The following is a 20289-nucleotide window of genomic DNA, read 5'->3' as shown; positions in this document are numbered from 1 at the left end:
GCGGCCTCGCGCTTACCGACTGCGTTGTTGCTGCAATGCCACGCCCGCCCCCATCAAACCGGGGTACTCAGCAGTGACTAGCCACACGGGAATCCCGGCAAAATAATCGCTCATACAACCTTTGTCGCTGAAGCTGTGCGCAAAACCGCTCTTACAGAAGAACTCGGCAAAGCGCGGGACAATTCCACCGACGATATACACACCACCGCGTGCCCCCAAACTCAGCACGTTATTGCCCGCCGCACGCCCCAGCCAGCAACAAAACTGCTCAAGCACAGCACTGGCCGTGGCCTCACCTGAAAGCGCCGCTGTGGTTATTTCGGCCGGAGTAGCCCATTGCGCAGTGACGCTATCCAGCTCGCACATGGCGCGATACAGCACCAGCAAGCCATTGCCGCTGAGCACATCTTCGGCCCGCACATGACCCAGTTGCCGGAACAGCACTTGCCATAATTGCGCCTCGCGAGCACTGCCAATGGGTAAATCGACATGCCCGCCCTCGCCCGGCAGCGCAGCCCAGCCGCCGTCTGCTTGAGGCAGTAACGTCCCCACACCCAGGCCGGTGCCCGCACCAATGACCACCGCAGGGCGACTGCTGTCGGCCTGGCCTGCGCAGACTTGCAAACGCTCACCTGCAGCCAGGCGCGTCATGCCCAGCGCCATGGCCGAGAAATCATTGATCAGTAACAATTGCTCGATCTGCAGGCGCCGGCAAAATGCCTCGCGATTAATCAGCCAATGGTTATTGGTAAAGCGAAATACCGCATCACTGACGGGCCCAGCGCAAGCAAGACAGACCGAACCGAGCGAGCCCAGCGACACATCGTGCTCAGCCAGGTACTGCTCAATCGCGGCCTCAGGCGTGCTGAAATCAGCCGTTGCCAGCACGCTGACTGATTCCAGTTGGTCATCGCGCCACAAGGCAAAGCGTGCGTTGGTGCCACCGATATCACCGACTAGCGCTAGCTTCACTTAAGTGACTCCAGACTTTCGGTGAATGCACTGGCACCCTGCTCTGCGGTGCTGAATGAGTGACGCATAAAGCTGAAAAGCTCGCGCCCACAGCCTTCGCCATTGTTCAGAGAACTGCTGGCAAGTTCGCGTCCAGCCAGCTCTGCATCACTGACCAAGACCTGCAATTCGCCGGTATGACCGTTCACTCGGATGATGTCGCCATCACGCACACGCGCTAACGCACCGCCATCAAAGGCTTCAGGGCACACATGGATCGCCGCCGGAATTTTACCCGAGGCGCCCGACATCCGACCATCAGTCACCAGCGCGACTTTGAAACCGCGATCCTGCAGCACCCCAAGAAACGGCGTCATCTTGTGCAATTCAGGCATGCCATTGGAGCGCGGTCCTTGAAAGCGCATCACCGCCACCATGTCATGCTCAAGCTCACCGGCTTTAAACGCATCAGCCAGTTCCTGCTGATCTTCAAATACCCGCGCAGGAGCCTCAACGATTTGATGCTCAAGGGCCACAGCCGAAACCTTCATCACGCCACGGCCGAGATTGCCTTCCAAGACCCGCAAACCACCCTCAGCCGAGAATGGATTGGCGACCGGGCGCAATACCGTCTCGTCATAGCTCTTGCTCGGCCCGTCGCGCCAAACCAGCTTGCCATCTTCCAGGAAAGGCTCTTGGGTGTAACGACTCAGGCCATGGCCAGCAACGGTGTTGACGTTTTCATGGAGCAGCCCCGCATCAAGCAATTCACGGATCAGGAACGACATGCCGCCCGCTGCCTGGAAGTGGTTAATGTCGGACTTACCGTTTGGATAAACGTGAGCCAGGGTTGGCACCACCGCCGACAGGTCGGCCATGTCCTGCCAGGTCAGCATAATCCCAGCAGCGCGGGCAATGGCTGGCATGTGCAGGGTGTGATTGGTTGAGCCACCGGTGGCGCTCAAAGCAACAATCGAGTTAACCAGGCAACGCTCATCAACAATCTCTGCCAGGGGCATAAACTGCCCGCTTTGCTTGGTCAACTGAGTGATCTGCCGCGCGGCTGCAACGGTCAAGGCATCACGCAGTGGGGTATTCGGATTGATAAACGAGGCACCCGGCAAATGCAGACCCATCACTTCCATCAACAGCTGGTTGGTGTTGGCCGTGCCGTAAAAGGTGCAGGTGCCAGGGCTGTGATAAGCGCTCATTTCGGCTTCAAGCAACTCATCGCGAGTGGCTTTACCTTCGGCATAACGCTGGCGCACGTCAGCCTTTTCTTTGTTGGACAAACCCGACGGCATCGGTCCAGCCGGCACGAACAGGGTCGGCAAGTGACCGAAGCGCAGCGCGCCCATCAGCAAGCCCGGCACGATCTTGTCGCAAATTCCCAAGCACAGCGTGGCATCAAACATATTGTGCGACAGCGCCACCGCAGTCGACATGGCAATCACTTCGCGGCTGGCAATGCCCAGCTCCATGCCCGGCTCGCCCTGGGTCACCCCATCGCACATGGCTGGTACACCACCGGCGAATTGACCAACCGAGCCAACATCGCGCAGGGCCTGTTTGATCTGTTCGGGATAGGTCTCATAGGGCTGATGGGCCGAGAGCATGTCGTTATAGGCAGAAATAATTGCCACATTGGCTGCGTTCATCAGACGCAAGGCTTGCTTGTCGTTAGTGCCGCAACCGGCAACGCCATGGGCAAAGTTGGCGCATTGTAATTTGCCACGCTGCGGACCATCACTTGCCGCCGCATGAATCATCGCCAAATAGCGCTCGCGAGTAGCTCGGCTACGGGCGATAAGGCGGTCAGTTACCTCTTGGACACGGGGATGCATGTTGTCGACTCCAGGCTAGCGGGCAAATTTATTTGTACCTTTAACAAAATATTGCCACTTAAAAGGCTTGATTTCTACATTCACGGGAATAATCTTGTAATTCCAACAACAAATAATCAATGGACTGCATTTATGACTCTGCGTATCGCTATCAATGGCTTTGGCCGTATCGGCCGCAATGTTCTGCGTGCCTTGTACACCCAAGCCTACCGCCAGAACATCCAAATCGTAGCTATCAACGACCTTGGTGATAGCGCTATCAATGCCCATTTACTCAAATACGACAGCGTGCATGGCATCTTTGATGGCGATGTTGAGTTTGATCAGGAAAGCCTGACAGTAAACGGTGACCGTATCGCTGTCAGCGCAATCCGTGATCCAAGCGAGTTGCCATGGAAACGCCTGGCAATTGACCTGGTATTCGAATGCACCGGGCTTTTCACCTCTCGTGACAAAGCCGCTGCGCACCTTAGCGCCGGCGCGCGCAAGGTGATTATATCGGCGCCAGCCAAAGGTGCGGACGCCACCGTAGTTTACGGGGTTAACGAGGGTATTTTGCGCCAATCTCATCAGATTATCTCCAATGCATCTTGCACCACCAACTGCCTGGCGCCCGTTGCACAGGTTTTGCACCGCGAATTGGGCATCGAACATGGCCTGATGACCACAATCCACGCCTACACCAATGACCAAAACCTGTCCGATGTTTACCACAGCGATCCGTACCGCGCCCGCTCGGCCACGCAGTCACTCATCCCCAGCAAGACTGGGGCAGCCGAAGCTGTAGGTTTAGTCCTGCCAGAGCTAGCAGGCAAGCTGACGGGCATGGCGGTGCGCGTTCCAGTGATCAATGTTTCCCTGGTCGACCTGACCCTGACCCTCAGCCGCGAGACCAGCGCAGACGTGGTGAATGCTCTGATGCAAAGCGCCAGCGAAGGCTCAAGCGTGCTCGGCTACAACAGCCTGCCATTGGTCTCATGCGACTTTAACCATAATCCGCTTTCATCGATTTTCGACGCCAATCACACCAAAGTCAGCGGCAAAATGCTCAAAGTGATGGCTTGGTACGACAACGAATGGGGCTTCTCCAATCGCATGCTCGACACCTGTCTGGCCCTGTGTAATGCACCTGAGTAATAGCCATTTTTAGGAATCACAGCATGAGCCGTATCAGCTTCACGACCGCCACATTGGCGGCACGCAAACGCATCGCACTGGTCGCCCACGATCACTGCAAGGTGTTTTTGCTTGATTGGTGCCAACGCCACCGCGACAAACTGGCAAATCACGATTTACTGGCAACCGGTACAACCGGAGCATTGCTCAGCCGCAGCTTGAACTTGCCAGTCGAAAGCATGATCAGCGGCCCCTTGGGCGGCGACCAGCAGATTGGTGCGCGCATCGCCGAGCGACGTGTCGATATGCTGGTGTTTTTCTGGGACCCGTTCGAGCCACAGCCCCATGACCCCGATATCAAAGCCCTGCTGCGCGTGGCCGCTGTCTGGAACATCCCGGTGGCCTGCAACGAGAGCAGCGCCGACTACATGCTCAGCAGCAGTTTGTTAGAACAACACCATTCCTACCGAATCCCGGATTACAGCAGCTACCTGGCGGAGCGCTGTTAAGCGGTGTGCAACAGCGCTGTGCTCACCCCATCTGACTTGTTCGCTTAAAAAATTCATGCGGACGACAGATATTGCGCCTGAAATTAACGCGTCACCCAAGGTCGTTTTTCCCGGAAAGATACTGAGGGGTCTACGCCACCGTCTTGAGCTTCGTTATCTCAGGGCATGGGCGCTGTTCTGCCTGCCATAAATCAAACGCTGCTTGCTGGGCGAGCCAGACCCGAGCAGCGCCAACGCCTGCAAGCTCCAAACGGCGCGCAAGATCGGCACTAATACCGGCATGGCCATTAATCACTGTCGAGAGCTGGCCCCGCGAATAACCCAAGTGCTGAGCCAACGCAGTAACACTCAAGCCAAGGGCTGGCAGAACGTCATCGCGCAAGGTTTCGCCCGGATGGGGCGGGTTGTACATAGGCATGTCGTGCCCTCCCATTAGTGCTAGTCCAAGTATTGTAGGGTGGGTGACGCTTTTTTCACCCACCATTTGTGGAGGCTGCGAGGACTCGCGCTGCGACATCCTACAGCGCATCCGCCCCACGAAGCGGTGCGCAACATTGGCGGTTATCCAGGGCTTCTAACAGCCGGCAATGCTCCGCCTCGGCGCTGGTGCAGTTGGCCATTCTGGATAATTCAGCCTGCATTTTTTGCAGGTCGCGAATACGCTCCTCAATAGTCACCAGGTGGCTTTGCACCAGCTGATCAGCCTCGACACAAGGGCTGTGCGGCCTGTTGGCCAGTTCTAACAAGGTACGAATCTCATCTAAGCTAAACCCTAGCTCGCGACCACGGCGAATAAACAACACGCGCCGAACATCTGCATCCTGGTAGTTGCGATAGCCTGAAGCAGTACGTTTTGGCTCAGGTAGCAAACCGCTGCGCTCATAAAAACGAATTGTTTCCAGATTGACGCCGCTCTGCTTACTCAATGCACTGATGGTAAATGGCTTATTCATGCTTGACTCCGTAGCGACTACAGGGTTTAGCGTAGCGCTTATTGCTAAAAAGGAGAAGTCAAATGAGCGCCAATTGCTGCAGTCACACCCCGGATCCATCAAGCCAACAACAGCCTGCCCGCTATCGCAAAATTCTGTGGATTGCGTTAGCGGTCAACCTCGGGATGTTTTTTGTCGAGATCGCCAGCGGTGTCAAAGCAGGCTCGGTTTCACTGCTGGCCGACTCCCTCGACTTTCTCGGCGACGCCGCCAATTACGGCATCAGCCTTTGGGTACTGGGCATGGGCATCGCATTGCGCGCCAAAGCCTCACTGGTCAAAGCCGTATCGATGCTGATATTTGGCATCGGCGTACTAGGCATGGCCATTTGGCATGCCCTAAGCGGCCAGGTGCCAGAAGCACAAACCATGGGCCTGATTGGTACCTTGGCATTACTCTCGAACCTGGGCGTGGCCGCCCTGCTCTATGCCTACCGGGAAGGTGACAGCAATATGCGCAGCGTTTGGCTGTGTACCCGCAACGATGCGCTTGGCAACGTTGCCGTGTTGCTGGCCGCGGTCGGCGTGTTCGGCACAGGCACCGCGTGGCCAGACCTTCTGGTTGCCAGCGTAATGGCCCTTTTGGCCATCACTTCGGCTTATCAAGTGACGCGCCAGGCACAACAGGAACTAAAGCCTGAACATGCCCATTCATAACCGCTGACCAACCACAAGATAACGCCGCAGAACTGCGGCGTTTCTTGTACCTTTTGTCGATTAAAAAAACGAATCGTACACAATATATTTCACGCAATTACAGCTTAAAAAAAGCTGGAATCCCAATAATACGGGGCCTACAGCTTAACCATGCAGACATTTTATGACTGACCGTTCAGACAGGTTATCTTAATTTAATTACAAAATTGTATACAAGCACTAGCCAAGTGCCCCCTTTGTTCCCTACATTACGAACACAAGAACAAAACGGGAACACCTCACTATGCAGTCGCCATCGGTTGAAAGTGCTTCATCGCAACGTCCTGAAGATGAGAACCTCGGTGTCGGAGCCAACATGGCTTACGGCTTGCAACATGTCCTGACCATGTACGGAGGGATTGTCGCGGTACCCTTGATTGTTGGCCAAGCCGCCGGCTTATCACCCAGCGACATAGGTTTATTGATCACCGCATCATTATTTGCAGGCGGTTTAGCCACGCTCCTGCAAACCCTTGGCCTGCCATTTTTTGGCTGCCAATTGCCGCTGGTACAAGGTGTTTCCTTTGCCGGTGTTGCAACCATGGTGGCAATTGTTACCGGCGATGGCGCTGGCGGGATTCCTGCCGTTCTAGGCGCAGTGGTTGTGGCCTCGTTGATAGGCTTACTGATAACGCCCATTTTCTCAAAAATCATTAAGTTCTTTCCGCCATTAGTAACCGGTATCGTGATCACCACGATCGGCTTGACCCTGATGCCGGTTGCAGCCCGCTGGGCCATGGGTGGCAACAGTAATGCCCCCGACTTCGGCAGCATGGCCAACATTGGCCTGGCGGCTATCACGCTGGTCTTCGTGCTGCTACTGAGCAAACTGGGCAGCGCCAGCATCTCGCGCCTGTCGATTCTGCTGTCGATGGTGATCGGCACGCTGATTGCGATGGCCCTCGGCATGGCTGATTTCTCGCGCATCGGCGACGGTACCCTTGTGGCCATGCCTAGCCCGTTCCACTTCGGTATGCCGACCTTTCACATCGCAGCCATTATTTCGATGTGCATCGTAATCATGGTGACTCTGGTCGAAACCAGCGCTGACATCCTTGCAGTTGGTGAAATTATCGAGACCAAGGTCGACTCCAAGCGCCTGGGTAATGGCCTGCGTGCCGACATGCTGTCGAGCATGCTGGCACCAATCTTTGGCTCATTCACTCAAAGCGCGTTCGCTCAGAACGTTGGCTTGGTCGCGGTTACCGGAATCAAAAGTCGCTATGTAGTTGCCACCGGCGGCCTATTTTTGGTGCTGCTGGGTTTGTTGCCGGTGATGGGCCGGGTGATCGCGGCGGTGCCGACATCAGTGCTTGGCGGCGCAGGTATCGTCCTGTTTGGCACCGTGGCAGCCAGTGGCATTCGCACCTTGTCGAAGGTTGATTACCGCAACAACATGAACCTGATCATCGTTGCCACGTCGATCGGCTTCGGCATGATCCCGATCGCCGCACCCAGCTTCTACCACGACTTCCCAAGCTGGTTCGCGACCATCTTCCATTCCGGCATCAGCTCCGCTGCAATCATGGCGATCCTGTTGAACCTGGCATTCAACCACTTCACCACGGGCAACTCTGACCAGCAGTCCGTGTTTGTTGCCGGCACCGAGCGTAGCCTGCGCTACCGCGATGTTGAAGCGCTGGAGGACGGCGACTACTTCAAAGGTGGCAAGCTGTTCAACGCACAAGGCGAGGAAGTGCCGATCATCGGCGCTGAAACCCAAACCGCGTCACCCACCTCGCCTGATGCGCGAGCAAGCACCATAGGCAAGCCATCTACCGAACAGGTTTAGTCAGCAACTAGTCCATTAAAAACCGGCGCACAGCCGGTTTTTTTGGCGCTGTATTTCTCAAGGCTTATGCATGTGCTTAGCCAGATAATCAATAAAACAGGTAATACGCGATGCCAAGGCAGTATTGCGGTAGTACACCGCGTTGATCGGCTGCAGCGATTCGACGGTATCGCGCTTAAGCACCTGCTGCAGGCTGCCGTTGTGAAGGTCTTTATCGGTCATAAAACCTGCCAGACAAACAATCCCGACACCTTCTAATGCGAGCTGGCGCAAGGTTTCCCCACTCGAGGCTGACAAGCTGGGCTTGATCGCATACCCGTCCTCCTGATCACAACGTAGCGGCCAATGATTGAGGGATTCTGGTTGGGTGAAGCCGAGCAAACTGTGCTGGCTCAAGCTCGCAACCGATTTCGGTTCGCCGTGCAGGCGCAGATATTCAGGACTGGCCAATACCCGTTTCGGACTGCGGCCGAGCAGGCGTGCATGCAAGGTGGAATCACGCAAAGGACCAATCCGAATGGCAATATCGGTACGTTGCTCAAGCAAATCAATGATCTGATCGCTGCTGTTGATCTCAAGCTCTATGTCCGGGTATTGCTCGCGGAACCCTGCCACTAGCGGCACGATGCTGTGCAACACAAAAGGGGCAGCCGCATTGACCCGCAAACGCCCAGCGGGAAGCTGGCGGCGCAACGCCATTTGCTCCTCGGCTTCTTCAACCGAGGCCAATATCTTGCGCGCCTGGGCCAGAAAAACCATGCCCTCTTCGGTCACTTCCAAACGCCGCGTGGTTCGGCGCATCAGGGTTACATCGAGCTTTTGCTCAAGACGACTTAACGCCCGACTGACCCCCGAAGCCGTTTGCTCAAGCTGCTCGGCAGCAGCACTGATTGAGCCGCTGTCGACCACGGTCACATAGGCTTGTAATTCATCTAAAGTCGTTTTCATTCGTGAATTTTAGTCAAATATTTTATGACTACAACCCCATTACTGCGCATAAACCAATGCCGCAGACTGGCTGACAGATCCACAGTTAATAGCAGGTTTACCGGGCAACAGCCTCGAAACGATAAGCCAAAAGCACTGTCAGCTAATTTATCGACTGATTTTTGTTAATGATTCACTCAAGCCGTTAGGAGTAAATAATGTCTCTTCCAGTATTTGGTCTTGGTACGTTCCGCCTTAAAGATCAGCAAGTCATCGACTCGGTCACCATGGGCCTTGAGCTTGGGTACCGCCACATTGACACTGCACAGATTTATGGCAACGAAGCCGAAGTCGGCCAAGCGATTGCCGCCAGCGGCATTGCCCGCGGAGACTTGTATGTCACCACCAAGATCTGGACCGACAACCTTGCCAGTAATGCGCTCATCCCCAGCCTGAAAGAAAGCCTGCGCAAGCTGAAAATGGATTATGTCGACCTCACACTGATTCACTGGCCCTCGCCAGATGATGAAATTCAGGTCAGTGAATATATGAGCGCCTTGCTCGAGGCCAAAGCTCAAGGCCTTACCCGTGAGATCGGTATTTCCAACTTCACTATCAAGCACATGCAACAAGCCTTTGAAACCGTGGGTGCCGATCAGATCGCGACCAATCAAGTGGAAATCCACCCGTACCTGCAAAATCGCAAAGTGGTTGAGTTTGCCCGTGAAAACGGCTTGCAGCTGACGGCTTATATGCCGCTGGCCTACGGCAAGGTAATGGATGACCCTGTGCTGCAGCGCATCGCCAGCACGCACAACACGACCCCGGCGCTGGTCTCGTTGGCGTGGTTGCTTCAGCAAGGGTTTGCGGTGATTCCTTCATCAACCAAGCGCAATAACCTGCAAAGCAATCTGCAGGCGATGAACCTCAAACTCAGCGAGGCTGAAATGGCTGAAATCGCCCAACTGGATCGTGGCGAACGCCTGGCAAACCCTGGTTTTGCACCTGAGTGGGATTAATCTGAAACACAGCTGGGCGTGCTCGCGAGGATTAAAAGTCCACCCGCCCGCGCCCTGCCTTGATCGCCCCACGCTTGGTCTTACCTTCCAGTCGGCGCTTCTTTGAGCCCAGCGTCGGCTTGGTCGGTCGCCGGGCTTTTTCAGTTTTACCGGCGCTGCGGATCAATTCACACAACCGCTCCAACGCATCGGCGCGGTTTTTCTCCTGAGTGCGAAATTGCTGGGCCTTGATAATCACCACGCCTTCGGCAGTAATGCGGCTGTCACGGAGCGCTAGCAGGCGTTCTTTATAAAACGGCGGCAATGACGATGCCTGGCTATCAAAGCGCAAGTGCATGGCGCTGGACACCTTGTTGACGTTTTGCCCACCCGCGCCTTGAGCCCTGATTGCAGTGAGCTCAATTTCATCATCGGCGAGGTGAACACTGTTTGAAACCACCAGCATGACAGGGCCTTGAACAAAATATGCATGCAGAATAACCCGATATGCCGCATCAGTTCGCCCTTAGCCACTATTTGATCGCGCTGCATTGAAATGTTTTTTAGTACATTACTGTGCATCAGCCTGGTCCCGCCTCGGTTACCGTAGTCGCTGATCGAATTTGAGGACTGGCAATGGATTCGCTTACACAGGTGGTGCTTGGCGCAGGCATTCAAGGCGCCTTGCTCGGTCGCTGGCAAGGCCGCAAGGCGCTGCTATATGGCGGATTGCTCGGCACCCTGCCGGATATGGATGTACTGATTCACTATGGCGATGCGGTGGCACAGATGACCTATCACCGTGGGTTCAGCCACTCGGTATTTGTGCTCAGTGCGGTGGCATTGCTGCTGACCTTGCTGGTACGGCGCTTTTACCCGAATCCCGGTTACTCCTCTCAGCGGTTGCTGTTAACGCTCTGGCTGGTGTTGGTCACCCATCCCCTGCTCGACAGCTTCACCAGCTACGGAACCCAGTTGTTCTGGCCAATGACGCCACCCCCTATTGCCTGGTCGAGTATTTTTATCATCGACCCGCTCTACACTGTGCCCCTGCTTGCGGCCATGATCCTCGGCCTGATTTACGGCCTGCGCGGCAAAGCTGGTAAAGCACCCGCTATCGCACTGGCCATTTCCACCGCTTATCTCGCCTCAACACTGGTGGGTAAACACCATGCTGAAGAGCGGGTTGAGGCCGAACTCGCGAGGCAGGGTGTTCAAGCCCAGCAAATCTTCAGCACGCCGACCCCCTTCAATACCTTGTTATGGCGGGTGATCGTGCTCGATGGCGATGATTACTACGAGGCGCTGTCCGGCTGGTTTGATAGCGCCCCACCCAAGCTTGAGCGTATTCCGCTGGGCACCGCTGAAGGCAAAGCGCTGGCCGCTTCACCTGCGCTGGCACGCCTTAACTGGTTCACCGCTGGCGTGTTGCGTTATGACCGGATTGATGACCACTTGATAGTCACTGACCTGCGCCTGGGGATGACCGGCTTTCACCCGTTTCGTTTTGACTTTGCCCACTGGCAAGACGGCAAGTGGCAACTCCAAAATGATATTCAACGCTGGCCGACTGGGCGTGGCGACCTGGACCGCTTGAAACTGCTATGGACCCGCATATGGAAACCACAAACACCCATTCCGCTGGCACTCTGGGCCAGCGAATTGAGCAAGCCCATGTAAGGTGGTCGACGCCTTTTTCGGCCACCGTAGCGATCTTAAATAGTCGTAGTTTTTGCGCGGGTCACGGCGGCCAAACTTCGCGCTGCCTTACCACTCTCGCCCCTAAACAATTATGTGCGAAAGCGCTTGACCAAGCCTTGCAGCTCAACCCCAAGGCGTGCCAACTCTGCACTAGAGGCCGCTGTTTGCTCACTGGCTGAGGCACTTTGCTCGCCGATATCGCGAACCCGGGTGATGCTCTCGCTGATGTTCTCCGCCACGCTGCTTTGTTCTTCAGCGGCCGCTGCGATCTGGTGATTCATCTGCTCGATGGTGCTCACCGACTGGGTAATCCGGCCCAACGCATCACCCGCCTGCCCGGCCAAAACTACAGTGCGCTGGGTCAAGCTCAGGCTACTGTCCATTTGCGTCACGGCGTCTTTGGCCATGGTTTGCAGGCCCGCAATCAAGGACTCAATTTCTTCGGTAGAACTGTGCGCCCGCTGCGCCAACGCTCGTACCTCATCGGCCACGACCGCAAAACCACGGCCCTGCTCACCTGCACGCGCCGCTTCGATTGCCGCGTTCAAGGCCAGCAAGTTAGTTTGCTCTGCCACAGAACGAATCACCTCAAGCACGCTGCCAATGCGCCCGCTTTCAAGGTTGAGCGCTTGAATGGCCTGAGCAGATTGCTCAACTTCGCTGGCCAAGCTGTTGATTTGCCCAACAGCCTGCTGCACAACCTGGTTGCCCTGCTGGGCTTCTTGATCCGCCTCACGGGCCGCAACCGATGCCTGATCGGCATTCTGCGCAACTTCTTGCACAGTGGCGGCCATTTCATGCATGGCGGTAGCTGTCTGTTCGGTTTCAAGCTTCTGCTCTTGCACGCCTAAACTGGTTTGCGCGGTGATTGCAGACAACTGTTCGGCTGCTGCGGCAATTTGGCCGACGCCACCCCCAATGTGGCCAACCAACTCGCGCAGACTCAGGGTCATACGTTGCATGGCCGACATTAGCTGGCCGACTTCATCGCCCCGGTTGCTGGTGATGTTTTGACTAAGATCACCCTCGGCAATTTGCTCAGCAAAGCTCACTGCCTGACGCAATGGGCCAACAATCGAACGCGTAATCAGCAACCCAGCCAGCACGCCAATAACCGAGGCTGCCAGCGCCATGATGATCAAGCCCAACAGCGCCTGATTGCGAATATCCAACATACTGGCATCTTCAGCCGCCGTGGCTCTTTCAACCAAAGTCAGGACTGACTGGGCCTTTTCCTGCATGGTTTTTTCAGCATTTTCGCTCTGGGTAATCACCTGTTGGTAATTAGCGAAGGCTTGCTGATACACCTTGAGTGCATCCAACGCGGCTGTGATTGCGCTTTTTTGCTCGTCGGTGAGCCAGATCATCAAGTTGCGGGCGACTGTTTCCAAGTCTTCGTTGGTGTACTTCCAGTCCTTCAAGGCATCGGCTGATTCATCGATGATGTACAGGCTTTCATTACTGCGCAGGTCAAGCATGCGTTTACTCAAACCGGATGCAGTCTCGGCCAACGTCAGCGGATCACTGCCTTTAAGGTTATCGCCCTGCAGGCGCAGCTCACGCACAGCGTCGTACATCTCAAACTCAATCACATCAAACTGATCACGGGCCTCGCCTGCCGCCTTACTCATTTGCTCCCGTGCAGCGCGCGACTGATCATTAAGCCGGACAAAACCATCAAACTGTTGCTGGTATTGATTCACCGCCTCACCCATGGCCTGCAGCTTGGCTTTCTTATCCGCGTCCGCCGAGCCCATTTGCGTGGCAATAAGTTGCTTGACCAGGGTCAATTGTTCGGTGGTTTTTGCAGCCGTCTCAGCGGTTTTCTTCAATGCAAAAACACTCTCAAAATGCCGCGCCTCCAATACCGCAACGTCAATTTCTGAAAACTGATTAACCTGCTCATGCCTGCTCGCTACCGCTTCCACCGCCCAATAACCGGTTAATGCGACTGCCAGCGTGAGCAGCAGCACCAAGGCAAAACCACCCAGCAGTTTTTTACCGACGGCGAGGTTACTAAACAGGCGTGAGGCAGACGACAACATGAGTTACTCCGTTATATTTATTCACTGAAGTCGCCAGCCTGCTAGCAAGATTGGGCCGGCACAGTGTTTGTTGGATCGATGTCCTTCGCAAGCATTGTGCCATCACCAGCAAAAGCCACTAATTCCGGCACACCAGCACGTCTCGCGGGATCAATCACAACCTCTAATACAGCTTTATCGGCAGCTTTACGCTGAGCTGAACTAATGATTGGCGAGATTTCGCCATTTATCAGACGTCAAAAAAACCGTGCCGCGTAAAAGCACGGACGTAAAACGTTGTCCGCCTTACGTAGGGCACGACGACATGAAGCTGTGTGCCAGATAGTTAATAACGTGGAATTTCGAGTGCGCTATCGGCTCTCACGTGTGTGCCACAGGCACAGCAGATAAATCTAAGAACCCTGTATTTCGTAGCGCATCTCGTAGTCGCCAATCAGGGCGCAACACTGGCATAAAAAAAGCGCACGGCTTTCGCCGTACGCTTTTTAAAATAGCCTGATCGATTAACGCCCGGCTAAAACCGGCATCACCCGCGGGCGAAAGATCTCGCCCAGGATGGTCAACACGCCAATGGCGCCAGCGATCCAGTACCACCCGGCAATCGGGTCAAAACCCAGCCAGCCCAAGGCATTGAGGAACACGATCATGATCAGCACCGGGCACACATAGCGCACCATAAATAGCCACAGCGCGTAGCCCATTGGCGGCAGGTTGAGTTCATCACGCATGATCTCGTCACGCAACGCGTAGCCGGCAAACAGGACAATAAATATTCCGCCCAGGGGCATCATCCAGCGTGACGTCAGGTAATCCAGCCAGTCGAAGAAGTTCTTGCCCATTGGCGTCCAGCCTGCAAGCAGGTTGAACGAGAGCATCGCCAACAAGCTGATGACCAACAACACCGCACCTGAAACCACAGCAGATTTGACCCGACTGATGCCGTGTTTCTCGTTAAGATAGGCGACGGTGGCTTCGATCATCGAGATCGCTGAAGTCAGCGCGGCAATCGACACCATGGCGAAGAACAGCACGCCAAAAGCGGTGCCAAACGGCATCTGCTGGAAGGCCAGCGGCAAGCTCATAAAGATCAAGCCCGGACCGGCACTCGGGCTCATGCCGTTCGCAAAGATGATCGGGAAGATAGCCAAGCCGGCCAACAACGCCACAGCAGTATCGCAAATGGCGACCATAAAGGTTGTCCGCGCAATCGACTGGCCATCGGGGATGTATGAGCCGTAAGTCAAAATCGCCCCGGACGCCAAGCTCAAGGTGAAGAAGGCATGGCCCAAGGCGGCCAACAGCGCTTCGCCGGTGATTTTCGAGGCATCAAAGGTAAACAGGAAGTCGAAACCGGCGGAGAAGCTACCGCTGGTGAAGGCATAACCCACCAGTGCCACCAGCATCACCGCCAGGCCTGGCATCATCCAGCGCACCGAGTTTTCGATACCTTTTTGTACGCCTTTGGCGACGATCCACAGCGTCAGCAGCGCCACCAGCACGCTCCAGCCACCGAGTTGCCAAGGGTTGGCATTGTGCGCTTCAAACACCGCGCCCAGCGCATCAACACTGGTGGCCGCGAGTGAGCCATCAAGCATTTTCCAGGTGTAGGCAAAGGCCCAACCGGCGACCACCACGTAAAAACACAGAATCATAAACCCGGCGAGCATGGCCATGCCGCCCACCGCTTTCCACAACGGGTTGCCGCTGTTTTCTTTGACCACGCGACCAATTGCATCAATCGGGCTGCCGCGTCCACGGCGACCAATGGCGATCTCAGTCATCATCACCGGAATACCAATGGCCAGGATGCAGGCAAGGTACATCAGTACGAAAGCGCCGCCGCCGTACTCACCGGTGATGTAAGGGAATTTCCAGATATTGCCCAGGCCCACGGCGGAGCCAGTTGCGGCAAGAATAAAGCCCCAGCGAGAGAGCCAGAGGTTTTTCGGTTTTTCTCGGGTCATGCGTCACCTGTTGTTTTTATCTGTGACGGGATCTAACCCGCTGCGCTTGTGGCGCGGCGGAGTGATGAAGAGTCGAGCAACGCCAGCATTGGCTAGCGCGCCTGTCTCCCCGCAAGGCTGGTAAGCCCTAAGTTGCGTCGGGTTGCACCTCCGGAGCGGCCTTGCTAAAGGCTTCGAGGGCTTCACAACGCGCCGTCATGGCGAGAATGCGCGGATACGCATTGAGGTCACAGTTAAAACGGCGCGCATTGTACACCTGTGGGATCAAACAGGCTTCTAGATATCCCGGCCGCTGACCAAGGGACAGCTTGCCAGCAAAAACGGCCAAACCTTGCTCCACAGCTTTCAGTCCAGTGTGAACCCAATGCTGATACCACTCGGACTTCGCGTCATCGGTAATGCCCAACTCGCTGGACAAGTAGTTGAGTACCCGTAAGTTATTCAGCGGATGGACTTCGCAAGCGATATGCATCGCCAGCGCTCGCACCTGCGCACGCTGCGCCGGATCGGCTGGCAGCAGTGCAGGCACAGGAAACACTTCATCGAGGTATTCGATGATTGCCAGCGACTGGGCAATTTTGACTTCATCGCCCCCAGACCCAGAGTCAACCAGCAATGGCAGCAAGCCTTGCGGATTGAGCTGCTGATAGGCTGGGGCCAATTGCTCGCCCCCGTCCCTGACCAGATGCACCGGCACTTGCCGATAGGCTAAACCTTTGAGATTCAGCGCTATTCGCACCCGATAGGCAGCACTGGAGCGCCAATAGGAATAGAGCGTCAGCTCAGCCATCGTAGCGTTCCACCGCCTGATCGATAGCGCCGAACAGGCTTTGCCCTGCGCTATCAAACATCTCAATGCGGACCCGATCACCGAACTTGAGAAATGGGGTTTTCGCTTCGCCCTGCTCAATCACTTCAAGCATGCGCTTTTCCGCGAGACAGGATGAGCCGGCACTGCGGTCATAGTTGGACACAGTGCCCGAGCCAACAATGGTGCCCGCGCCCAGAGGACGACTTTTGGCGGCGTGAGCGATAAGCGTGGGGAAATTGAAGGTCATATCAGTACCTGCATCCGGCTCGCCGAACAGCTGGTCATTGATATGCGAAACCAATGGCCGATGGACCTTGCCCTCTTTCCAGCTATCGCCCAGCTCATCTGGCGTCACTGCTACCGGAGAGAAGCTCGACGAAGGTTTGCTCTGGTAAAAGCCGAAGCCCTTGGCCAGCTCACCCGGAATCAAGTTCCGCAGCGACACATCGTTAACCAGCATCAACAGTTGCACATGCTCTGCAGCTTCAGCAGCGCTAACGCCCATCGGCACATCATCAGTAATGACTGCCAGCTCGGCTTCGAGGTCGATGCCCCAGGCCTCGTCGGCCATTCGAATGGCGCTGTGCGGTGCAATAAAGGCATCAGAACCGCCTTGATACATCAGCGGCTCATGCCAAAAGCTCTCTGGCATTTCGGCGCCACGGGCCTTGCGTACCAGTTCAACGTGATTGACGTAAGCGCTGCCATCGGCCCAATGAAAAGCGCGCGGCAGAGGGCTATGACAAGCGCTCTGCTCGAAGGCAAATGCCTGGCCCTCAAGGCCGTCATTCAGGCGCTGGTACACCGCCTCAAGTTGCGGACGAATGTTTGCCCAGTCATCCAGTGCCGCTTGCAGGGTTGCGGCAATGGCTGGGACTTTGAGGGCACGGCTGAGATCGCGAGAAACCACGACCAAGACGCCGTCGCGACCCTGCTTGAGTGAGGCTAACTTCATAATCAAACCTTCGAATTGGCAAAAGCATCTGACGCCGCAAGGTTGCGGCGCTAGTGGTCTACAGGAATATTAGTCGGCCGCGATAACGCCGCGACGAACTTGATCTTCTTCGATCGACTCAAACAAAGCCTTGAAGTTGCCTTCACCGAAGCCCTGATTGCCCTTGCGTTGGATGATCTCGAAGAAAATCGGACCAATCACAGTGTTGGTGAAGATCTGCAGCAAAATACCGTCATCGCCCGGCGCGCCATCAATCAGAATGCTCAGCTCTCGCAGGGTTTCAGTTGACTCACCATGGCCTGCGACGCGGGTATCCACCTTGTCGTAGTAAGTGCCCGGCGTGCTCATAAAATCGACGCCATTGGCGCGCAACTGGCGAACCGTGGCGAATATATCCTCAGTGCTCAAGGCGATGTGCTGGATGCCTTCACCTTGATATTCGCGAATAAACTCTTCGATCTGCGACTTGTCATCCGCCGACTCATTGATCGGGATGCGGATCTTGCCGCATGGCGCCGTCATTGCCCGCGACAGCAGGCCGGTAAGCTTGCCTTCAATGTCGAAGTAACGAATCTCACGGAAGTTGGCGATGCGCTCGTAAAAGCCGGACCAGACGTCCATCTGCCCACGCTTGACGTTATGCGTCAGGTGGTCGAGGCTCACCAGGCCAACAGCGTTGTCGTTGGGTGTGCGGCCCTCGATAAATTCGAAGTCAACGTCGTAGATGGTGTTTTCGCCAAAGCGGTCCACCAGATACAGCAGCGAGCCACCAATCCCTTCAACGCAGGGAATGTTCAGCTCGCCGAAGTTGGCGTGGCTACCGACCAGCTTGGCGCCCTGGGACTCAACATAGGCAGCGGCCTGAGCAGCATTTTCCACCCGGAAGGCCATGGCGCAGGCACTTGGACCGTGCTTGATACCAAACTCGCGGACATGGCCGGTCGGGCTGCCATTGAGGACGAAGTTGATATCGTTCTGCTGGAACAGAAATACTTCCTTGGAACGGTGTTTCGCGGTTTCGGTGAAGCCCATGGCAGTGAACAGCTCGCGTAGCTGCTGAATACCTTCAGGCGTCGGCGCTGTGTACTCGACGAATTCAAAGCCATCAGTACCAATCGGGTTGTGCTGTTCGATTTTGTTCACGGCGTTCATTGCGCCTCCTTGTTGTTCTCGGGCGGTTGTCAGCAGCCTTGCAGGCAGCTGTAGTGAAGCCATAACACCCGTAGAACGCTGGCCGAACAAGCACTTAAGCGGCGCGCAACAGCAAGGCAGTCGACTTGCCGCGGCACGATTTCCTTACACCCGCGCTGGATGACAATAAGCGCGTGATTAGCGCCCAAGAGCCGTAAACTTATCGTTACAAGGCGGTTCAATAAGCTGCCAATGCAGCGTGCAGAGTCGTGCGAACTTGTCTCTGTACCTTAGGGTGCAGTAGCAAAACGCTTTAGATACGGCGCATTATCGCAGAGGGTCGTGGCCGCGATGGTGGCTCTTGGAGGGTGTGACAACCCGAAGCTTGTCCACCATGGTCCACGCAAACAACCCGTATGTCCGAGATCGTAACGGTGGATGAGAAGAGCGTCATCCACCCGAAACCCACGCGGGATGCGCCAACCGACGCTGCCCACCGTGATTTAACTTACTTATCGTGCTCCAGCTCGGTGGTAATCACCGGATCGGATTCGAGGGTTTTGTGCACCGGGCAGCGATTGGCAATCTTCAGCATGCTTTCGATATGCGCCTCGGTCAGTTGCTCGCCCTTGAAGGTGATGTAGCGCTGGATTCGTTCAAGCTTGCCTTCGCGCCCTTCACAGGCAGCACAATCCTCGGCATGCACTCGGTCATGCACCAGACGAATATCGATGTCTTCCAGTGGAATGCCTTTACGCTCGGCATACATACGGATGGTCATGGAGGTGCAAGCGCCCAGGCTCATCAACAACAACGCGTAGGGTGTTGGCCCCAGGTTAGAACCACCCACGCTCTTGGGCTCATCGGATACCAGGCTGTACCTGTTGGTATAAAGCCCGCGTAGAAACTTCTTATCCAGCTCTGTGACCAACACATGACCGTCTTCAAGGGCCGTCGCAACGGATTCGGTGACGGGCACCTCAATGTAACGCTCAGCCCAGGCGGCCAAGGTCTTGGCGACATAGCGGGCGTCTTCTTTCTTGCTCAGCAGGTGATCGGCTTTATCCAGTGAAATAAAGCTTTTCGGATGCTTGGCTGCGGTAAAGATTTTCGCCGCTTCTTCGACGGCGACTGTGTCATCTATCGGCGAGTGAAAGATGATCAGTGGTCGGCGCAGGCGCGTGATATGTTGCAGATCGGCGTATTGATCGAGGTCCTCAATAAGCTGCTTCTTGATCGAAAACTCACGAAAACCAAGCTTAACCTTGGCCTCACCCTGTGCTTCGATCTCAGCTTTTGAGCTTGCGAATAGGTGCTGCACATGGTGCGCGGTAGAGGGCGCGGCAATGGTGGCGACCGCTTGCAGCGATGGAATTTTATCAACCGCTGAAAGCACCGCCGCACCGCCAAGGCTGTGGCCAATGATCAACTTGGGCGCGGCATACTCAGCTTCGAGCATTTTGGCCGCAGCCACCAAGTCTTCGACATTTGAGGTGAAGTTGGTATTGGCAAAATCACCGTCGCTGTTGCCCAGTCCGGTGAAGTCAAACCGCAGCACTGCAATGCCTTGATCAGCGAGCTCGCGACTGATGCGCGATGCGGCGGCAATATCTTTACCACAGGTGAAACAGTGGGCAAATAACGCGTAATACCTCACCGGTTGCAGGCTGTTTGGCAGCTCCAACAAACCCGCCAGTTGCTGCCCTGAACTGCCTGCAAACTCGACTTTGACTCGATTCATTCACCTATCCCTCGCTATTAATCGTTAGGCTTGAGCAACCGGGCACAACGCCCAGCTGTACTGACGAATGAACATTCGACGTCGACCCCGTGAATTCATTACGCCCGGCAATGGCTA

Annotated in this window: 18 protein-coding genes; 6 read left to right on the top strand and 12 right to left on the bottom strand. The window is 55.6% G+C overall.

Going from position 1 to position 20289, the window contains the following annotated elements; genetic code table 11:
- Positions 1-12 precede the first annotated feature (12 nt).
- A complete protein-coding gene (locus AACY09_RS11520) occupies positions 13-972 on the bottom strand; it encodes a glucokinase (protein WP_339488119.1) in 960 nt (319 codons plus the stop codon).
- Positions 969-2795, bottom strand: coding sequence for a phosphogluconate dehydratase (gene edd / locus AACY09_RS11515; RefSeq protein ID WP_339488117.1), 1827 nt, complete (start codon positions 2793-2795; stop codon positions 969-971). The genes AACY09_RS11520 and edd overlap by 4 nt, the downstream gene beginning before the upstream one ends.
- A gap of 132 nt (positions 2796-2927) precedes the next feature.
- Here edd and gap point away from each other — a divergent pair, with 132 nt between their 5' ends.
- On the top strand, positions 2928-3932 hold the full coding sequence (gene gap, locus AACY09_RS11510; protein ID WP_339488116.1) for a type I glyceraldehyde-3-phosphate dehydrogenase: 1005 nt from the start codon (positions 2928-2930) through the stop codon (positions 3930-3932).
- 23 nt (positions 3933-3955) lie between these two features.
- Positions 3956-4420 (top strand): methylglyoxal synthase, encoded by a 465-nt coding sequence (locus tag AACY09_RS11505; RefSeq protein ID WP_339488115.1) that lies wholly within the window; start codon positions 3956-3958, stop codon positions 4418-4420.
- Between the two features lie 130 nt (positions 4421-4550).
- Here AACY09_RS11505 and AACY09_RS11500 read toward each other — a convergent pair whose 3' ends face one another.
- On the bottom strand, positions 4551-4838 hold the full coding sequence (locus AACY09_RS11500; RefSeq protein WP_339488113.1) for a HigA family addiction module antitoxin: 288 nt from the start codon (positions 4836-4838) through the stop codon (positions 4551-4553).
- A gap of 100 nt (positions 4839-4938) precedes the next feature.
- Complete coding sequence (locus AACY09_RS11495; RefSeq protein ID WP_339488111.1) at positions 4939-5373, bottom strand: MerR family transcriptional regulator; 435 nt, start codon at positions 5371-5373, stop codon at positions 4939-4941.
- A 62-nt stretch (positions 5374-5435) separates the two neighbouring features.
- Here AACY09_RS11495 and AACY09_RS11490 point away from each other — a divergent pair, with 62 nt between their 5' ends.
- Both AACY09_RS11490 and AACY09_RS11485 read left to right on the top strand, forming a co-directional pair.
- Positions 5436-6068, top strand: coding sequence for a cation diffusion facilitator family transporter (locus tag AACY09_RS11490; RefSeq protein ID WP_339488109.1), 633 nt, complete (start codon positions 5436-5438; stop codon positions 6066-6068).
- A 283-nt stretch (positions 6069-6351) separates the two neighbouring features.
- Positions 6352-7899, top strand: a complete 1548-nt coding sequence (locus AACY09_RS11485; RefSeq protein WP_339488108.1) for a nucleobase:cation symporter-2 family protein — start codon at positions 6352-6354, stop codon at positions 7897-7899.
- A gap of 57 nt (positions 7900-7956) precedes the next feature.
- Here the strand turns inward: AACY09_RS11485 and AACY09_RS11480 are convergent, their stop codons facing one another.
- Positions 7957-8847: a LysR family transcriptional regulator gene (locus AACY09_RS11480; protein WP_339488106.1), complete on the bottom strand. Its 891-nt coding sequence runs from the start codon at positions 8845-8847 to the stop codon at positions 7957-7959.
- A gap of 197 nt (positions 8848-9044) precedes the next feature.
- Between AACY09_RS11480 and dkgB the strand changes: the two genes are divergently transcribed.
- Positions 9045-9845 carry a 2,5-didehydrogluconate reductase DkgB gene (gene dkgB / locus AACY09_RS11475; protein WP_339488105.1) on the top strand — a complete coding sequence of 267 codons (801 nt, stop codon included), beginning with the start codon at positions 9045-9047 and terminating at the stop codon, positions 9843-9845.
- Between the two features lie 31 nt (positions 9846-9876).
- On the opposite strand, the gene arfB is transcribed toward dkgB, so the two are convergent.
- On the bottom strand, positions 9877-10290 hold the full coding sequence (gene arfB / locus AACY09_RS11470) for an alternative ribosome rescue aminoacyl-tRNA hydrolase ArfB (RefSeq protein ID WP_339488104.1): 414 nt from the start codon (positions 10288-10290) through the stop codon (positions 9877-9879).
- A 170-nt stretch (positions 10291-10460) separates the two neighbouring features.
- On the opposite strand from arfB, the gene AACY09_RS11465 reads away from it, so the two are divergent.
- Entirely contained in the window at positions 10461-11504 is a 1044-nt protein-coding gene (locus AACY09_RS11465; protein ID WP_339488103.1) for a metal-dependent hydrolase, read from the top strand.
- A gap of 110 nt (positions 11505-11614) precedes the next feature.
- Here the strand turns inward: AACY09_RS11465 and AACY09_RS11460 are convergent, their stop codons facing one another.
- The 6 genes from AACY09_RS11460 to AACY09_RS11435 all read right to left on the bottom strand — a co-directional run bounded on the left by AACY09_RS11460 (position 11615) and on the right by AACY09_RS11435 (position 20172).
- On the bottom strand, positions 11615-13570 hold the full coding sequence (locus AACY09_RS11460; RefSeq protein WP_339488101.1) for a methyl-accepting chemotaxis protein: 1956 nt from the start codon (positions 13568-13570) through the stop codon (positions 11615-11617).
- A 503-nt stretch (positions 13571-14073) separates the two neighbouring features.
- Positions 14074-15534, bottom strand: coding sequence for a sodium-dependent transporter (locus AACY09_RS11455; RefSeq protein WP_339488099.1), 1461 nt, complete (start codon positions 15532-15534; stop codon positions 14074-14076).
- Positions 15535-15661: 127 nt separating this feature from the next.
- Positions 15662-16324 (bottom strand): maleylacetoacetate isomerase, encoded by a 663-nt coding sequence (maiA, locus tag AACY09_RS11450; RefSeq protein WP_339488097.1) that lies wholly within the window; start codon positions 16322-16324, stop codon positions 15662-15664.
- A complete protein-coding gene (locus tag AACY09_RS11445) occupies positions 16317-17300 on the bottom strand; it encodes a fumarylacetoacetate hydrolase family protein (RefSeq protein WP_339488094.1) in 984 nt (327 codons plus the stop codon). Before AACY09_RS11445 ends, maiA begins: the two co-directional genes overlap by 8 nt.
- A gap of 69 nt (positions 17301-17369) precedes the next feature.
- Positions 17370-18452: a 4-hydroxyphenylpyruvate dioxygenase gene (gene hppD / locus AACY09_RS11440; protein ID WP_339488093.1), complete on the bottom strand. Its 1083-nt coding sequence runs from the start codon at positions 18450-18452 to the stop codon at positions 17370-17372.
- Between the two features lie 487 nt (positions 18453-18939).
- Positions 18940-20172 (bottom strand): bifunctional alpha/beta hydrolase/OsmC family protein, encoded by a 1233-nt coding sequence (locus tag AACY09_RS11435; RefSeq protein WP_339488091.1) that lies wholly within the window; start codon positions 20170-20172, stop codon positions 18940-18942.
- Positions 20173-20289: the final 117 nt, after the last annotated feature.

The sequence above is a fragment of the Pseudomonas sp. EL_65y_Pfl2_R95 genome, assembly GCF_963971045.1.
Classification (GTDB): Bacteria; Pseudomonadota; Gammaproteobacteria; order Pseudomonadales; family Pseudomonadaceae; genus Aquipseudomonas.
This window is presented reverse-complemented; position numbering and strand designations above follow the sequence as displayed.